The sequence below is a fragment of the Sorangium sp. So ce367 genome (assembly GCF_051520455.1).
Taxonomy (GTDB): Bacteria; Myxococcota_A; Polyangia; order Polyangiales; family Polyangiaceae; genus Sorangium; species Sorangium cellulosum_B.
This window is the reverse complement of the sequence record NZ_CP150334.1, coordinates 3,811,151-3,826,116: the sequence shown is the minus strand read 5'-3', so window position 1 is coordinate 3,826,116 and position 14,966 is coordinate 3,811,151. Positions and strand designations below refer to the sequence as shown.

The 14,966-nt window shown below is 70.8% G+C and carries 12 protein-coding genes; 4 read left to right on the top strand and 8 right to left on the bottom strand.

Annotation, left to right across the window (positions count from 1 at the left end; genetic code table 11):
* Positions 1-340 precede the first annotated feature (340 nt).
* From WME97_RS14710 to WME97_RS14695, 4 genes are all read right to left on the bottom strand, one after another.
* Positions 341-784, bottom strand: a complete 444-nt coding sequence (locus WME97_RS14710) for a hypothetical protein (RefSeq protein ID WP_437552529.1) — start codon at positions 782-784, stop codon at positions 341-343.
* Positions 784-1,038 carry a hypothetical protein gene (locus WME97_RS14705; protein WP_437552528.1) on the bottom strand — a complete coding sequence of 85 codons (255 nt, stop codon included), beginning with the start codon at positions 1,036-1,038 and terminating at the stop codon, positions 784-786. Before WME97_RS14705 ends, WME97_RS14710 begins: the two co-directional genes overlap by 1 nt.
* Before the next feature lie 165 nt (positions 1,039-1,203).
* Entirely contained in the window at positions 1,204-2,136 is a 933-nt protein-coding gene (locus WME97_RS14700) for a PAS domain S-box protein (RefSeq protein WP_437552527.1), read from the bottom strand.
* 584 nt (positions 2,137-2,720) lie between these two features.
* A complete protein-coding gene (locus WME97_RS14695) occupies positions 2,721-2,993 on the bottom strand; it encodes a hypothetical protein (protein ID WP_437552526.1) in 273 nt (90 codons plus the stop codon).
* A 19-nt stretch (positions 2,994-3,012) separates the two neighbouring features.
* Between WME97_RS14695 and WME97_RS14690 the strand changes: the two genes are divergently transcribed.
* Positions 3,013-4,248, top strand: a complete 1,236-nt coding sequence (locus tag WME97_RS14690; protein ID WP_437552525.1) for a hypothetical protein — start codon at positions 3,013-3,015, stop codon at positions 4,246-4,248.
* Between the two features lie 232 nt (positions 4,249-4,480).
* Here the strand turns inward: WME97_RS14690 and WME97_RS14685 are convergent, their stop codons facing one another.
* The 4 genes from WME97_RS14685 to WME97_RS14670 all read right to left on the bottom strand — a co-directional run bounded on the left by WME97_RS14685 (position 4,481) and on the right by WME97_RS14670 (position 10,861).
* Entirely contained in the window at positions 4,481-6,211 is a 1,731-nt protein-coding gene (locus WME97_RS14685; RefSeq protein WP_437552524.1) for a glycoside hydrolase family 43 protein, read from the bottom strand.
* A 484-nt stretch (positions 6,212-6,695) separates the two neighbouring features.
* Positions 6,696-8,078, bottom strand: coding sequence for a sigma-54-dependent transcriptional regulator (locus WME97_RS14680; RefSeq protein ID WP_437552523.1), 1,383 nt, complete (start codon positions 8,076-8,078; stop codon positions 6,696-6,698).
* 237 nt (positions 8,079-8,315) lie between these two features.
* Positions 8,316-9,722, bottom strand: a complete 1,407-nt coding sequence (locus WME97_RS14675) for an SGNH/GDSL hydrolase family protein (protein WP_437552522.1) — start codon at positions 9,720-9,722, stop codon at positions 8,316-8,318.
* A 578-nt stretch (positions 9,723-10,300) separates the two neighbouring features.
* A complete protein-coding gene (locus tag WME97_RS14670; protein WP_437552521.1) occupies positions 10,301-10,861 on the bottom strand; it encodes a hypothetical protein in 561 nt (186 codons plus the stop codon).
* Positions 10,862-11,122: 261 nt separating this feature from the next.
* Between WME97_RS14670 and WME97_RS14665 the strand changes: the two genes are divergently transcribed.
* From WME97_RS14665 to WME97_RS14655, 3 genes are read left to right on the top strand one after another with little or no spacing between them, the layout of a single operon-like run.
* On the top strand, positions 11,123-11,953 hold the full coding sequence (locus WME97_RS14665) for a class I SAM-dependent methyltransferase (RefSeq protein ID WP_437552520.1): 831 nt from the start codon (positions 11,123-11,125) through the stop codon (positions 11,951-11,953).
* A complete protein-coding gene (locus WME97_RS14660) occupies positions 11,946-12,605 on the top strand; it encodes a class I SAM-dependent methyltransferase (protein WP_437552519.1) in 660 nt (219 codons plus the stop codon). Before WME97_RS14665 ends, WME97_RS14660 begins: the two co-directional genes overlap by 8 nt.
* Positions 12,606-12,629: 24 nt before the next feature.
* Positions 12,630-14,903 carry a hypothetical protein gene (locus WME97_RS14655; RefSeq protein ID WP_437552518.1) on the top strand — a complete coding sequence of 758 codons (2,274 nt, stop codon included), beginning with the start codon at positions 12,630-12,632 and terminating at the stop codon, positions 14,901-14,903.
* The last annotated feature ends 63 nt before the right edge of the window (positions 14,904-14,966 follow it).

Sequence of the window (14,966 nt, the reverse complement as noted above, 5' to 3'; positions counted from 1 at the left end):
GCCGCCTGGCGCGCCCTCCCCGGCCTGACATCCATGGACGCAGCGCAAGCGCACCAGCGCGGCAAATTCGACCCCCATGGGCGAGCCGCGGCGCGCGCCGGGCCGACGGCTCGACCTCTGCGCCGGGCGAGCCGCCGTGACATGTCACACCCGACAGCGTGACATGTCACACCCGACAGCGTGACATGTCACACCCGCCGTCACGCTCTGACCGTGCCATCGCGCGCCGCCGGGGCGATCTGTGACCTGTGGCAACCACCGCACCCCCGTCGTCAGTCGGTGATCGTCTCGTATTGAAGCATCGTGCCGCACGCCGCCGCGAAGTACCCGAGGAGCAACATCATGTCCACGCCTGGCCCCAACGCGGGAAGCCGGACGCGCGGTACACGAAGACGAAGCGCACCGACGCGGCGATCAGCAGCGCATATCCCAGGAGGAACGCGGCGTCCGCGATGGACGGCAGCGGCGCGGGCGCGCGCGCGACGAGCGGGTAGTACACGAGCCCGACCTGGCCCAGGGTGAAGAGCGCGAGCCACGCGCCGAGCAGGAACCACGGGCCGCGCGCCGGGTTGTCGCGCTCGAGGCGCGCGGCGCTGCGCAGGCCGAACACGGCGGCGACCGCGAGGCACGCGAGCCGCACGAGCGGACCCACGGCGTCGACGACCGACGTCGGGAGGAGCCGCTCGGAGAGCTCGGCGGACTGGGGCAGCAGGCGCGGGACGTACACCGCGCACACGATCGTCACCACCACCGGCGCCACGCGGCGAACGGGGACGCGCGTCATCAAGCCCCTCCCTGCGCCCCGATCGCGGCGCGCGCCTCGTCGAGGATCCGCTGGGCCTTGTCGCGCCCGACGAACACGCCGAGCCCCGGCGCGACCGCGTCGAGCAAGCGCTCCACGTCGGCAGGGGAGAGGCGCCCGTGCTTGAACTCCAGCTTGTCCGCCTGGCTGCACACGGCCGCGCGCGCCATGTTCTCGCCGAGGTACGGCGCGAGCACGTCCACCAGCTTCTTGATGACCTCGTCCGCCGGAAGCATCGCCCTCAGCAGCGACGCGCCATGGCGGCCGGGAGCTCGCCCTGGCGGACGACGTGGAGGGTCATGGGGGCGCTCGCAAGGCAGATCGCGCCGCGCGAGAGGGTCAACGAGGCAGAGGACGCGCCCGCGGGCCGCTTCACATGCTCCGTGACGGTCTCCGAGAGCTCATCGAGCTGCCCGCTCGCGGGCCGGCGCTCGAGAGCCGCGGTGTTCGCGCCGCAGCGCAAAGGCGATACCCTCCTTCAGGGTTTGAAGCGTCACGAGGTCGCCGAGGCCGACGCCCTGTTCGATCAACGACTGCGCGATCCGCGGCTGGATGCCGGTGAGCACCGCCTGGGCGCCGAGGAGCTTCACCGCCTTGGCCAGCCGGATCATCGCGTCGGCCACCTGGGCGTCGAAGACCCCCACACCGGTGATATCGACGACCACCGTCCTGGCGTTGTACGTGGTGACCCCCTGGAGGAGGGTCTCGAGCGCCGCCGCGGCGCGGGCGGCGTCCAGGAAGCCGACCAGCGGCATCGCGATGACCTGATCCGCCACCGGCATGAGCGGGGTCGATAGCTCACGAACCAGCTGCTCGAGCTCGCGGTTGAGACGCCTCACCTCGTCCTCCGCCCGCCGGCGCTCGGTGACATCGACTCCGATGGACTGGAACTCGGCGTGCAGCCCCTCATCACCGACCGGGGCGCGGTTGGTCCACTGTAGCCAGCGGACCGATCCGTCCGGGCACAGGACCCGGTGCTCGGTGTGGAGGATGGGGTTCTCGGGGCCGACGGTCGCGAACTGCTTCTCTAGTAACCGCTGGTCCTCCTCGGGGATGAGTGGTGTGAAGCGATGGCCGACCAGCTCCTCCGGCGTCTTGTCGAAGAACCGGCAGTAGACCTCGTTGACGAAGGTCAGCGTGCCATCCGGCCGGAAACGGCAAATGAGCTCGGTCTGGCCCTCGACGATGGCCCGGAACCGCGCCTCGCTCGCCCGCAGGGCGGTCTCCACGCGCCGCCTCTCGGCGAGCTCCCGCTCGAGCTCGGCATTGCGCCGCCGGAGCATCTCCAGCTCCGCGCCCGCTGCAACACTACCATTCACATGGCTCTCGTTCATGGTCCCGTGCTCCCCCGAAGCGCCGGTACGCACAGCAGCGCCCCGCTCGGCCAGGCTATCAAAAGCGCAGCCGTCCGGGGTCAACTTCGGATGAGGACGCTCGCTGCGTCCAGCATCGCTGGCCTGCGGAGCTCGCCTTCCCATGGAGCCCCCTTGATCTCGCAGGTCAGCGGAAGGGTCGGGCAGGAGCGGGCAATTTATGGCCTCACTGAACGGGCTCAACCATCGATACAGCTTCACTTTTCCAAGAGGAAGGCGGATGGCGCACGGAACCCTCGATGATCTGGGGTGAGCGGTGATCACCCTTGACTTATTAAAAACTCTTTACTTTCCCCTTCCCCGCGGCCCATCCAACGTCGGCGATGATCGTTGTGGAGCAAATTTACACCCGCTTCTCTGCTCGGAAGCCTCGTGCTACGCAAATGACACCGGCGGTTGGCCGATGCTCCATCTGGCGTCTGGCTCAGCGGCTGCGCGGAAGCATGCACCCGGCACCCAGCGGTCCGGCATCCAGCGGTAACGAGGAGCACCATGCGAATCAACGATCAGGCAGGTCCGTCCACCGTGTCATTGGGCAAGATGTCTCAACGCACGTTCGGTTTCCTCTCGTGCGTCACGGCCTTGCTACTGGGCGCCTGTGGCGGCGAAGATCCCGAGGTCGGGGGCTCTGGTGGAGCAGGCGGCGGCGTGTCGTCCACCTCCACCACGACCTCCTCGTTGACCGGCACCAGCGCCGGCCCCAGCACGAGCGGCGCCGGCGCCGGCGACGCCTCCAGCTCCGCCGCGACAACGGGCTCCTCCTCGTCGAGCGGAGATCCCGCCGGCGGCACCGGCGGCTCGAGCGGGACGGGCGACACGCACCCGAAGGATCATTGCGTGGATGGTTACGATCCCCATCCCAGCGACGCGACGATGAAGGACGGCTCGGCGGAGTTCGTGAAGAACAACCAGATCGATCTCACGGTTCAGCCGGAAGTCATCGCCTGGATGGAGGAGAACGAATGGCAAGCCGCCCACTTCGAGTGGCACAGCATCCGGCGCTGCAATGGAGGTGGGCTCGGCGGGATGAGCAGGGTCAATATCTGCAAGTCGGCGGTCCCGGTCCCGTCGGACCAGGAGTGCAAGACGACGGGCGACGGCTACCAGTTCCTCGCCATGCACCGGCACATGATCCAGTCGCTGAAGCAGCTCTGGCCGAAGCACACGGAGCAGTTCGAGGGCTTCAAGAAGTTCCCCACGACGGCGGAGGAGCTGCCCCAGCAGTGGAGATCGGACTTCAGGCCCTGGAGCGCCACGACGCTCGCCAACGCGAAGATCGGCGACGAGATCGACAAGCCGGAGAACCTGAGCCGCTTCCCGGACGAGGGCTCGCTCGGTATGTGGCTCCAGTGCTTCGCCGGCCAGGCCATCCCCGGCACCAGCCTGCAGGCCAGCGGCCTTCACGGGGATCTCCACTTCAAGTGGGTGCGCCCCCAGAACACCGATCACGGCCTCGGCAACCAGTTCACGAACATCGACAACTACATGTTCTGGAAGCTGCACGGCTGGATCGACAACGTCTGGGAGAAGTACCGTGTCGCCAAGGGCATGTCGCCCACCGACCAGAAGCTGAAAGACGCGGTGGCCGCCCAGTGTTACGAGATGGACGCGATCGCTCAGGTCATCAATCCTGACCTGAAGCCGGATCCGGATCCGGGGAACCCCCTGCCCGAGGAGTCCGGCGTGTTCCAAGACACAATCCGTCCGATCTTCGAGAGCGCGATCCACAAGTGCAGCGGTTGCCACGCTGCGCCGTCGACCGGTCCCGCGGCAGGTCTGTCGCTCGGCGGCGACATCAGCTCGACGGACATCGTCGCGGGCCTCGTCAACAAGACCGCCAAGGGCGGTGGGCAGTTCAAGCTCGTGGTCCCGGGGAACCCGGACCAGAGCTGGCTCTACCTCAAGGTCGCAGGGACGGCCGGGAGCGCCGGATGCAGGCCTTCCGCCGGCGGCACCTGCCAGACGGGCGTCATGCCGCAGGCCGCGGACGGCAAGCCGAGCGTGACGAGCGCCGAGCTCGCGTCCCTCCGCCAGTGGATCCAGAGCGGCGCGCCCGCGCCGACGAAGAAGTAGACTCGCCCCGCCCCGCCTCCCCCACGACCCGCTCGTCCCTGCGCAGGAGCGGCCCGTGGGAGCCAACCGCCCGTCAAGGCACGCCTCTCCATCGTCATCGAAGAACGCCGCCGGCTCGATGCCACCCCGTACGGTGCACGAGCCGGCGGGCGCGCCAGCGCGCCCTCGAGCGGGCCCGTGGGGCTCTCGCTCTCGGCCACGCCGATGACCATGCAGGCGACCGGCTCGCATCTTACGGCTTGGTTACCTCGAAGGACGCGACGTTCACCGAGCCGCCCAGGGACTGCGTGGCGTAGTTGAAGATGCCGAACCGGTAACCGAGGAAGTACTGCCAGTTCTTGTTCATGCCGAGCGTGTTGCCCAGGTTGGTGAACCGGGCGCCGTCCGTGCTGTAGGAGAAGCGCGCTTGCGCTCCGCCGTTGTCCGTGCGGACGTTGGCCTCCACGCGCAGCCAGATCTTGCCGCCGGACACGTCGGCGCCGGCCACCTCGGTGCCCTTGCCTGTCGTGGCCCAGGAGGTGTTCATGTTGACCCCATTGGTCATCACGACGCGCGTCGCCGCGCTGGTCTTCTTGACACCGATCCACGCCGACATGTCGCGCAGGGCAGCGAGGCCGGCGACGTCGCCGTTCTGCATCTTGCTATAGTCGAGCTCGATCGTCGCGATCGAGACGGGTCCTTCGATACGGCGCGTCAGCGTGTTTCGAGCGGCGTACAGATCGTCGGTCACCGTCGCCGTCTGCAGGGTCAGCCCGGCCCCGGACGACCACTTGGTGCTGTCGGGGTTGTGGTTCCACTCCCACTCGGGGCGCAGGGTCGCCCCCGCGAAGGTGTCCTTGGTCACGGGCGGCTTCACCCGGTTCGATCCGCAAGGCAGGTTCGGGAAGGGGTACGTACCTCCCCATTTGCCGTCCACCAGGGTGAGCGAGGGCCAGCCGTCCTTCCAGGTCATCGGGGCCATCACCGGGATGCGGCCAGCCGGGTACGAGTCGTTGAACCCGAGGTAGTACCAGTCGCCGTTCTGCGTCTGGACGACGCCGCCCTGGTGCGGGGCGCCGCCGGAGCCCGGAGCGCCGGCGTAGGGCAGCTTGACCGCGAAGGGCCGCAGCTCGTAGGGACCAAAGGGCCCGCTCGTCGAGCGCAGCACATACTCACCGTTCGCGTACTGCGTGGTGAAGATGTAGTAGTCCCCATCCTTCTTGATGATGCGAGAGCCCTCCAGCGGTCCGGAGATGTTGCCCGGCGTCTGGAACACGACCTGATTCTTGACCTGGCTGAAGCCGTCTGCGCTCAGCTGCGCCACGCTGATCGTGTTGTTTCCGTAGGCCACGTACATGGTGTCGTCGTCGTCGATCAACAGCCCCATGTCGTAGTAGCAGCCGCCCTTGTGCTTCTCCCACGGACCTTCGGGGGACTTGGCCGTGAAGACCCAGCCGCCGCCCTTGTTGTGCATGCAGCCCATCCAGTAGAAGGTCTTGTTGCTCTCCCGGTACTGGAGCGTGGAGGCCCAGATGCCGTTCACATAGGATCTATCCCGGCCCAGGTCGTACGACGGGTCGACGTCGAGCAGCGGAACGGAGTGGGAGACGTATTCCCAGTGGACGAGATCGTAGGAGCGGAGCAGGGGCGCTCCAGGCGAATGGTGGAACGTGGACGCCGTGTAGTAGTAGGTGTCGCCCACGCGAATGACCTCCAGATCGGGGAGGTCTTGCCAGATGAGAGGATTGGAGTAGGTCTCGGGGCAGACGGCGGGGGCGCCGCCGCCGTCGCCGCCGTCGCCGCCGTCACCACCGCCGGTGCCGGGGTCAGCGCCCCCGGACGCGGCGGAGCTTCCGCTGGCGCTCGTCGAACCGCCGCTCGTCGTTTGCCCGTCGCTCCCGCCCGAGGCGCTGCTGCTCGAAACGCCCGTTCCAGGGCCGGTCGTCGCGCCCGTGGCGCCGCCGCCGCCATCACCGTCGCCCACCTGCGACTCCCCGCTACAACTTGCGACGAGAGCGAGGAGACAGACAGCAGACGCCGTACCGCCTGCGCGTCGGTTGAGAGAGCGGGTGTTGGTAGTTCGGGAAGGAAGGTGCATGGTGATGGCCTGATAAGAGGTGTCAGCGAGAGCGCGCGGCGCGCGGCTGTCAGAAAAAGAAAAAAAAACGAACGCGTCGAGGCGACGCTGCTCCTCGATCGCGACGACCCGGCGTGGTCGCGCGGTCGCCGTCCAGAAGCATTCGCCCGAATCTCTCGGGAAAATTCACAGGGAGGCAGGGAGACGGGGAGTAAAATTCCACCGATCTCCCCGTCTCCCCGCCTCCCTGTTCAAATTTCCGCGAAGAGCAAACCCAGGGGAGGCGTTGTCAGGTCACCGCCCTGCCCGAGCGTGCCTGAGTCAATTGTGAACGTTCACATTCGACGAGTCAAACAAAAATTGACGAGGGCACGCCGCCGTCGACGGAGGCTCAGGAGCGCGGCCGGGGGATCCCGAGCCGCTGCCGCCGCTCCCACAGCGCCTTGCGGCTGATCCCGAGGCGGCGGGCGATCTCGGTCTCCGTCAGCTCGTGCTGGTGCTCGAGGACGAAGCGGCGGAAGTAACCCTCGAGAGAGTCGGACGGGGGCTCTCCCTCGTGCGCGTCCGCGAGAGGCGCGGGCGAAGGCGGTTGAGGGGGCGCGTCGAGCCCGAGCAGCTCCAGCCCGATCTCGCTCGCATCGGCGAGCACCATCGCGCGGTGAACGGCGTTCTCCAGCTCCCGGATGTTGCCCGGCCACGGGGCCGCCGCGATGGCGGCGCGCGCCTCCGGCGTCAGCGTGAGCGGCGCGCGGCCCATCGCCCACGCGCGCCTCCGGAGCAGCGACTCCGCGAGGCGCACCGCATCGCCCGGCCGCTCGCGCAGCGGCGGGAGGCGGATCTCGAGGACCCGCAGCCGGAAGTAGAGGTCGCTCATGAACGATCCGTCGCGCACCATCGCCACGAGATCTCGGCGCGTCGCCGCGATGAGGCGCACGTCGACGCGCCGGGCGCGGGTCGCGCCCACGCGCCGCACCTCGCCCGTCTGGAGGAAGCGGAGGAGCCGCGCCTGGACCTTCGGCGGTAGCTCGGCGATCTCGTCGAGCAGCAGCGTCCCGCCCTCCGCGGCCTCGCAGAGCCCCGCGCGCGCGGAGATCGCGCCGGGGACGGCGCCGCGCTCGTATCCGAAGAGCTCCCCCTCGATCTGCCCCTCGGGGATGGCCGCGCAGTGGACCGGGACGAACGCCAGCTGCCGGCGCGGGCTCAACCGGTGCACGGCGCGGGCGAGCGTCTCCTTGCCCGTGCCGCTCTCGCCGAGGACGAGCAGCGTCGCCTCGCTCGGGGCGACCTTGCGCACCCGCGCGAACACCTCGCGCATGGCCGCAGAGCCGCCGACCATGCCATCGAGCTCGTCGTCCTCGGACGTAGGCGGCACGGGCGGCGCGGACGGCGCGGACGGCGCGACGTCGGGGAGCGCGCTCCGCGACGTCGTGCCGGGGAGGTGATGGTCGAGGAGGGCGACGAGCTCGGCATGATCGAACGGCTTCGACAGGTAATCCGCAGCGCCGCGCTTCACGGCGTCCACGGCCGCCTTCACCGTGGCGTAGCTCGTCATGAGCACGACCGGCGCGCCGCCGCACTGCCCGACGAGCGCGGTGCCCGGCGCGCCCGGCAGACGCACGTCGGCCAGCACCAGATCGAACGCGCGCAGATCGTGATCCGCCGAGGCATCCTCGACCGACCCCGCCTCGATGACGTCGTGCCCGTGACGGACGAGCAGCCGCCGGAGCTCCGTCCGGATGACGACCTCGTCCTCGACCAGCAGGATCCGGCTCACGGCGCCACCTCGAGCCCGCGCATGGGACAAGGCTACTCAGGACCGGTGCGGCTGAATACGTGAGGACGCATAGCGCAACGCGTCAAGGCTGGCGACTCAGTTGTCCAAATTACTGATCGCAGCGCCATGCAAGGACCGAGGCGCATTCTCCGCCGGGGGAGCGGGTGGTCTTCGCCGGGCGCGCGGCAGCTCGGAGCCCCGCGCGCCCGATCGGGCCCCCCGCGAGCGACGTCCGCTCTACTTGGGTTGGGGGACGAACAGCAAGAGGTCGATGGCGTTCGCCAGCGCCTCCAGGCCGGTCGGGTTGAAGTGCAGCCCGTCATCCTGGTAGTCGAGGTCAGCCTTCAGCTTGGTAGGATCGCTGGGGTCGACGACCGCCGGCTCGAAATCGATGACCTTGTCGAACTTGCCGCTCATGCGGATCCAGGTGTTGACCGTCTGGCGGGTCGTCTCGCGGGCTGCGGAGAAGTACCCGGTGCCGAGCGGCGTGATGGGCGCTCCATAAACGAGCATCCCTTTCTCCTTCGCCTTGGTGATGAACTCGCCATAGGCCGCGATCAGGTTCTCGGCGACGGGCGGCTGGCTGTCGGTGCCGATGTCGTTCACGCCGATGAACGTGATCAGCCATTTCGCGCCGCGCTGGTCCAGGACGTCACGCTGGAAGCGGGCCTTGGCGGTCGGCCCGAGCCCGCCGGTGAGCACGTTGCCCCCGCCGATGCCGAGGTTCAGCACGGCGACCTGCTGGGTCCCCTGATTGGACCGCAGCCGGCGAGACAGGAAGTCCGGCCAGCGGGTGTTCCCGTCCGTGTCCGAGCCGCGGCCATCGGTGATCGAATCCCCCAGGATGACGACCGCCGCCGCCTCGGGAGCCGCATCGACGTCGAGGCCCGTGATGTAGTACCAGTGAGGGGTGGACACAGGGGAGGTCAGGTTCGCCGCCGAGACCCCGTTGCCGGTCTGGATATACGAGTTGGTCCGCGAGCCGGGGTGCCCGGTGATCCCGGCCGGCACGGCGCCGAACTTGATGGTCACCGCCATCTTGGTGTTGGGCTTGATGGTGTACTCGATCGGATCGGAGAAGACCGTCTTGCCCACCGCGATGGTCACCGCATCGGCCCCCGCGAACTTCAGGGCATGGTCGGTGGCCACGTTGATGCCGTCGGCGGTCGTCGACTCCGCGATGTGGACCGACTCCATGGTCACCGGCCCGTCGCCATACTCGTTCGAGAGCAGCAGCCGCACGCCCTTGCCGCCGATCGACGTATAGATCACCTGGCGCAGCGTGTTGTTGGCCAGGCCCGGCGCGGGCGGGTTGTTGTTGGGCTCGGTCAGCTGCGGGCCGGTCGTCCACGTCCCGACCCAGTGCGCCTCCGCCGCGCCGCCGGCGCCACCACCGCCGCCATCGCCGCCACCGCCCGTGGCCCCGCCGCCGCCGGTGGCGCCAGCGCCGCCCCCGCCGGTGTCGCCCCCGCCGGTGTCGCCGCCGCCAGCGCCGCCGCCGCCGGAGGCATCACCCCCGCCGGAGCTCGCCGCGCTGCTCGAGCTGGACGACGAGCTCGACGTGCTGCTGGATGTCGTGGTGTCCGTGTCATCGCCGCAGCCGGCGACAGCCAAAAACAGAAGAGCACAAAGTATTCTTCGCATGGTCCTCGACGCTCGAAAGATTGCTGTGTTCGCGATCGTTCGAATTGCCCCTCGGCGCACCGCCCCTGCCGACCAGCAGCTCCTTCAGCGCATTCGAACTTTCGAATTTTTTGATCTCAGCCGATAGCGCGCCGGTTCGCTCGTGCGCGCAGCGTCGCCCGGATCGAGCCCCGATCGATCGAAGAGCTCATCTGGATGGCTGCGCTGCCCACCGTCGATGTCCGGAGGCGCGCGGGAGAGCGCGGGCTGATGCCATGTCCCTCACACGCGCCATCGAGTGTGTCACACGAGGGGTCGAACTACTACTCGGTTCATCGCCGGGAGGACGCCCGGGGCGCGCCGTCCGGCCACGTGGCGTTACGTTCGGTAACGCTTCGATGCGCTCGCGTTACGTTCGGTAACACCCGGCGCAACGCGTCGTAGGGGCGCTTCGAGGCACGGCCCGAGGCCGCCGTGGGTCGCGCGGGCGGCCCTCCGGCCAGGCCGGCGCCCACCGCCGAGCAGGTCGCAAGAGCACCGCGTCGCGGGACCGGCTGCGATGGCATTCGCGCCGGCTGGGCGCCGGCTGGGTCGACGGGTCAGCGGCGCTCCATGCACTCGCTCACCCGGGCAAGCACCGCTCCGTGATTGAACTCGTCGAACCTTCGGCGCTCGCAGATGCCCTGGTCGCTGCTGCACCGCGTGGCTACCCGAACGCCGCTACTGAGGTCGCTCACGTCGTAGCACACCGCGACGTCCTGCGATGCGCACGAGTCGTGGCAGTCGAGTGGTAGGGATTCGCACCGCTCGCGGAGTCTCAGCTGGCACCCGTCGCTCGAAGAGAAGCACTCCTGAGACTGTCGGCCGCAGAACCAGGGAGGGTCAACGGATCGCGCGACCGGTTCCCGACCGCACCGGAAGCGGAGCCGGAATACGATGCCGCGCTCCGTCCTCATGCCCGTTCCCTCGTTGGAGGACAGCACGGTATAGCCCTCCGGACAGGCCTCGCGGGCTCTCTCGTGCGCCTTGGCGATCGTGTCCTTCTCCGTGGCGAAGAAGATCCCTTTGGCCTCCACGACGAGGCCGGCGTCGGTCGACTCGATGACGTACGCGTATGTCTGCCCGCTCGACGCACAGCCGGCCATCGACATCGCCGCCATCACACGCAACCACATGCGTGCCAGGCTATCGACGCGCGTTCTTCGCTGCAAGGCGGCCGTACGCCACCCAACCAGGCAGCTCGTCGGCGTCTTGATGGCGACCGGCGTGCCGGTGCCGGCGGTGTCCGATGGTAGGATGCGGCGCATGTCCCTGCCGCACCTCGATCCCGGAGCGCTCAAAGCCATCGTCGAGTCCCCCGATGAGCCACACCCGACCGAAGCGGTCCGCGCGCACCGGCGCTCGTTGCGCCTCGACGCGTGATGCGCGCTCCCGTGGACCGAGAGTGGCCGCTCGACGCGGACGACTTCTCTGCCTACTACGCCTTCGCGCCCGCGGCGCTCGCCATCCGCGAGTGCGTGCGGCTGCGCGCCGTGCGCGAGCTCGACCTGCCGGAGCCGCTGCTCGACGTCGGCTGCGGCGACGGCCTGTTCGCGCGCCTCGCCTACCCGGACAAGCAGGCGTGGGGCATCGACATCAACCCGACCGAGGTGCAGCGCGCGCAGCGGACCGCGTCGTACCGCACGCTCATCTGCGGCAACATCGTCAACGTCCACCTGCCCGAGGGGTTCTTCGGCAGCGCCATCGCCAACTGCAGCCTCGAGCACGTGCCCGATCTCCACGGCGCCCTCGTGAACATCCGGCGCGCGCTCAGGCCCGGGGCGCGGTTCGTGCTCATCGTGCCCACGCCCGACTGGACGTACCAGCTCGCCCTGCCCGAGGCGCTCCGCTCCGTGGGCCTGGTCGGCCTCTCGCGGGCGTACGGCGACGCGCTCGACCGGGTGTTCTCGCACGTCCACCTCTACGACGAGGCGGGCTGGCGCGATCACCTCGCGCGCGCGGGCTTCGACCTCGTGGAGACGCGCCCCATCGCGGGCCGGCCGACCTCGTGGGCGTTCGATTTCATGCTGTACCCGAGCTTGCTCGGCTACGTGATGCGCAAGCTCACCGGCCGCTGGATCGCCATGCCAGCGCTCCGCCCGCTCACCGTCGACGTGGCGCGCGCCGTGGTCAACGCGCTCGGGCGCCTCGCCCCGGGCGGCGACGCGGCCGCCGAGTACCTGCTCGTGGCGCAGGCGAGGCCCGATGGCTGAAACGGCGGCGCCGCCCGGCGACTACTTCTCGAACCACCGCCGCCGCGAGCGGTTCCCGTGGTCGCTCTACCACGGCGCGCTCACCCGCCCCCTCGCCCGCGCCATCGCCGCGCGCGGCCCGCGCCCGCGCGTGCTCCTCGTCGGCTGCGGCCTCGAAGGGGAGATCCCCGGCGCGCCCCCCGCGACCGAGCTCTACGGCTGCGATCTCGACGCGCGCGCCATCGAGGCGTGCCGGCGCCTCTACCCGGCGCGCGCGGAGCGCTTCGCCGTCTGTCCGGGGCCCTACGAGCTCCCGACGGGCGGCGGGTTCGACGGGCCGTTCGACGTCGTGCTCGCGAAGGAGGTCGTCGAGCACACCCTCGATCCGTCGCGCTGGGCGCGCGGGCTCTCGGCGCGCGTCGCGCCGGGCGGCGCGCTGCTGCTCACGACCCCGAACTACGGCCGCCTGTCGACGCTGCCGCTCCTCGAGGCCACGTTGCTCGAGTGGATCGCGCGCCGCGACGGCTTCTCGCGAAAGCACATCCACCCGAGCAAGTTCGACGAGCGCAGCCTGGCGGCGCTCGACGTCGGGGAGCGGATGCGGCTCGTGTCGGTGCGGCGCACGCTCACCGGCTGGTCGCTCCTCGGCACCTGGCAACGCGCCCCGGGCTGACCCGGGCGACGGCGAGCTCCGCTGATGCTCCACCTCCTGCTCGCGCTCGGCGTCCTCGTCCTCCGGCTGGCCGAGCTCCGCGCCGGCGCGGCCGCCGGGCCCACCGCGCCCGCGCCGGCCGTACCCGTCGCGCCCGGGCCCGCGCCGCGCCTCGCCTGGCTCGCCGCCGCCGCGGCGGTGGCGGTGGCGCTCCTGCCCGCGCTGCGCGACGCGCCCGCGCTCGCCGGGCCCGGCGCCGCGCTGTCGAAGGACACGATCTCGCACCTCGCCATCGCGTACGACATCGCGACGAGCGGCCTGCCGCACGGGTGGATCGCCACGAACAACGGCGGCTTCCCGGTCGCGCTGCACTACCCGCCGGTCGGCTGGCTGCTCGTGGCGGCGCTGATCCGCCTCGGCGTCGCGCCGGTGGTCGCGGTGAAGGGGCTCGGCTTCGCCGCCTTCGTCGGGGCCCCGCTGGTCGTCCTCGCCGCGGCCCGCGCGGTCGGCGCGCGGCCCGCGTCGGCCGCCGCCGGCGCGGTGGCGCTCGCGTGGGTCGCTCCGTACGTGCAGTTCGCCGGCGGGTGGACGTCGTTCTTCCTCCTCGGGCTGCTCTCGCAGATCCTGGTCATCCCCCTCGTCATCGCGTGGGCCGCCGCGGTGATCCGCCCCGCCCGCTTCGAGCTCGGACCGGCGCTCGCCGCCGCCTGCGCGGCGACGCACCCGCAGGTCTTCACGGTGAGCGCCGCCGTCCTCGGCGCGGCCGCGATCGCCGCGTGGGATCGGCGGCTGTGCGCCCGCGTGCTCCGCTCGCTCGCCGGCGGCGGCCTTGTCGCGGCCGCGCTCTACGGCCCCGGCATCGCGTCGATGGCCGCGCCCTTCGGCTGGCCCGCCGGCCTCGGCTGGCGGCACATCGGCTTCGGGCCCGAGCGCGTGCTGCCGTGGATGCTCGATGGCGACCTGCTCGACCACGCGCACGCCCCGGTGATCGGCTCCGCGTGGATCGCCGCCTGCTTCCTGCACGCGACGCGCCTCCGGGCCCCCGCGTCGCGGGCCGTCCTCGCGGCGTCGGCGGTCGCGCTGCTCCTGTCGATGAGCGGCGGCTGGATCGCCGGCGCAGGCCCGCTCGGCCGCGCGATGCTCTCGCTGTTCCAGCCGATGCGCGCCCTCGCCCTCCTGCCGCTCGTCGCGGCCGCAGCCATCCTCAGCGCGCTCGACCTCGCGGCGGCGGCGCTCGCGCGCATCGGCGCCGCGCTGGCAGCGCGGGGCGCGGGCCGCTCGCGCTCCGCGCTCGCCGGGCTCCTGCCGGCCGCGCTCGCCGCCGTCCTGCCGGCCGCGCTCGCGCTCGTCGCGGCCCTCGAGATCCCCGCCCGCGCGGCCGATCTCCACGTCCTTGCAGAGAAGCAGGCTGCGCTCGTCGCGTCGCGCCGCTGCCCGCCGCCCGCCGAGGGCTTCGATCCCGAGCTCATCGCCCGCTGGCTCGCCGAGGCGCCGCACGGCCGCGCGAGCTACGCCGTCGAGGACGAGTTCGCGACCTGCTCCATGATGCACGCCGCCGATCTCCGTCGCGCGGTCCCGATGGCCGTCTCGACCGGCGCGGGCGCGCATGTGGGCGTTCACGCGGCGGCCTTCCTCAAGGTGGCGCCCGAGCGCCCCGGGAGCGCCGCGCGCGCGGAGGCGCTCGGCATCCGCACGCTCATCCACCTGACCACGCAGCGGCCGGGGCCGCCCGAGGCGTGGGCGCTCATGGACAGGCGCGGCGAGGTCGAGCTGTCTCGGCGGGTGGGCGGCACGGACTACGTGGGGCTCGGGTGCGTGCGCGAGGTGTGGCGCGGGCGAGAGGCGGATCTGCTCGCGGCGCTCTTCGAGCACCTGGAGCAGCCGCGCACCGTGCTCGACACGCCCGGCGAGCTCGTGGCGCTGGAGGCGGCCCGCGGCCCGCTGGAGCGCGTGGCCGTGGCCGACGACGGCTGCGACGCGGCCCGCGCCAGCGTGCGCGAGGCGCCGCGCGAGCCGGGCGCGTACGAGGCGATCGTCGACGCCGAGGCGCCGGTCGACGTGGTCTTCCGCGCCACGGCGTACAGCGGCTGGCGCGTGCGGGACGGCGGCGTCGAGCTGGCCCCGAGGCGCGTCGCCCCGGGCTTCTTCGCGGTGCGCGTCGGGCCCGGCAAGCACCACCTGGAGGCGGTGGTGGCGCTGCCGCGGTTTTACCTGCAGGGGCTCGCGCTCGCGTGCGGGGCCGCGCTCGCGCTGGGGGCGCCGCGGCTCCGGCGGCCGATCTTTCGCCGTGGCCGGCTCCCAGTCACCGAGCGCCGGTGACTGGATGGCTCCGTCGGAGCAATGATAAAAGCAGACGCGCCGGGCAGCGGGGAGCGAACGAGT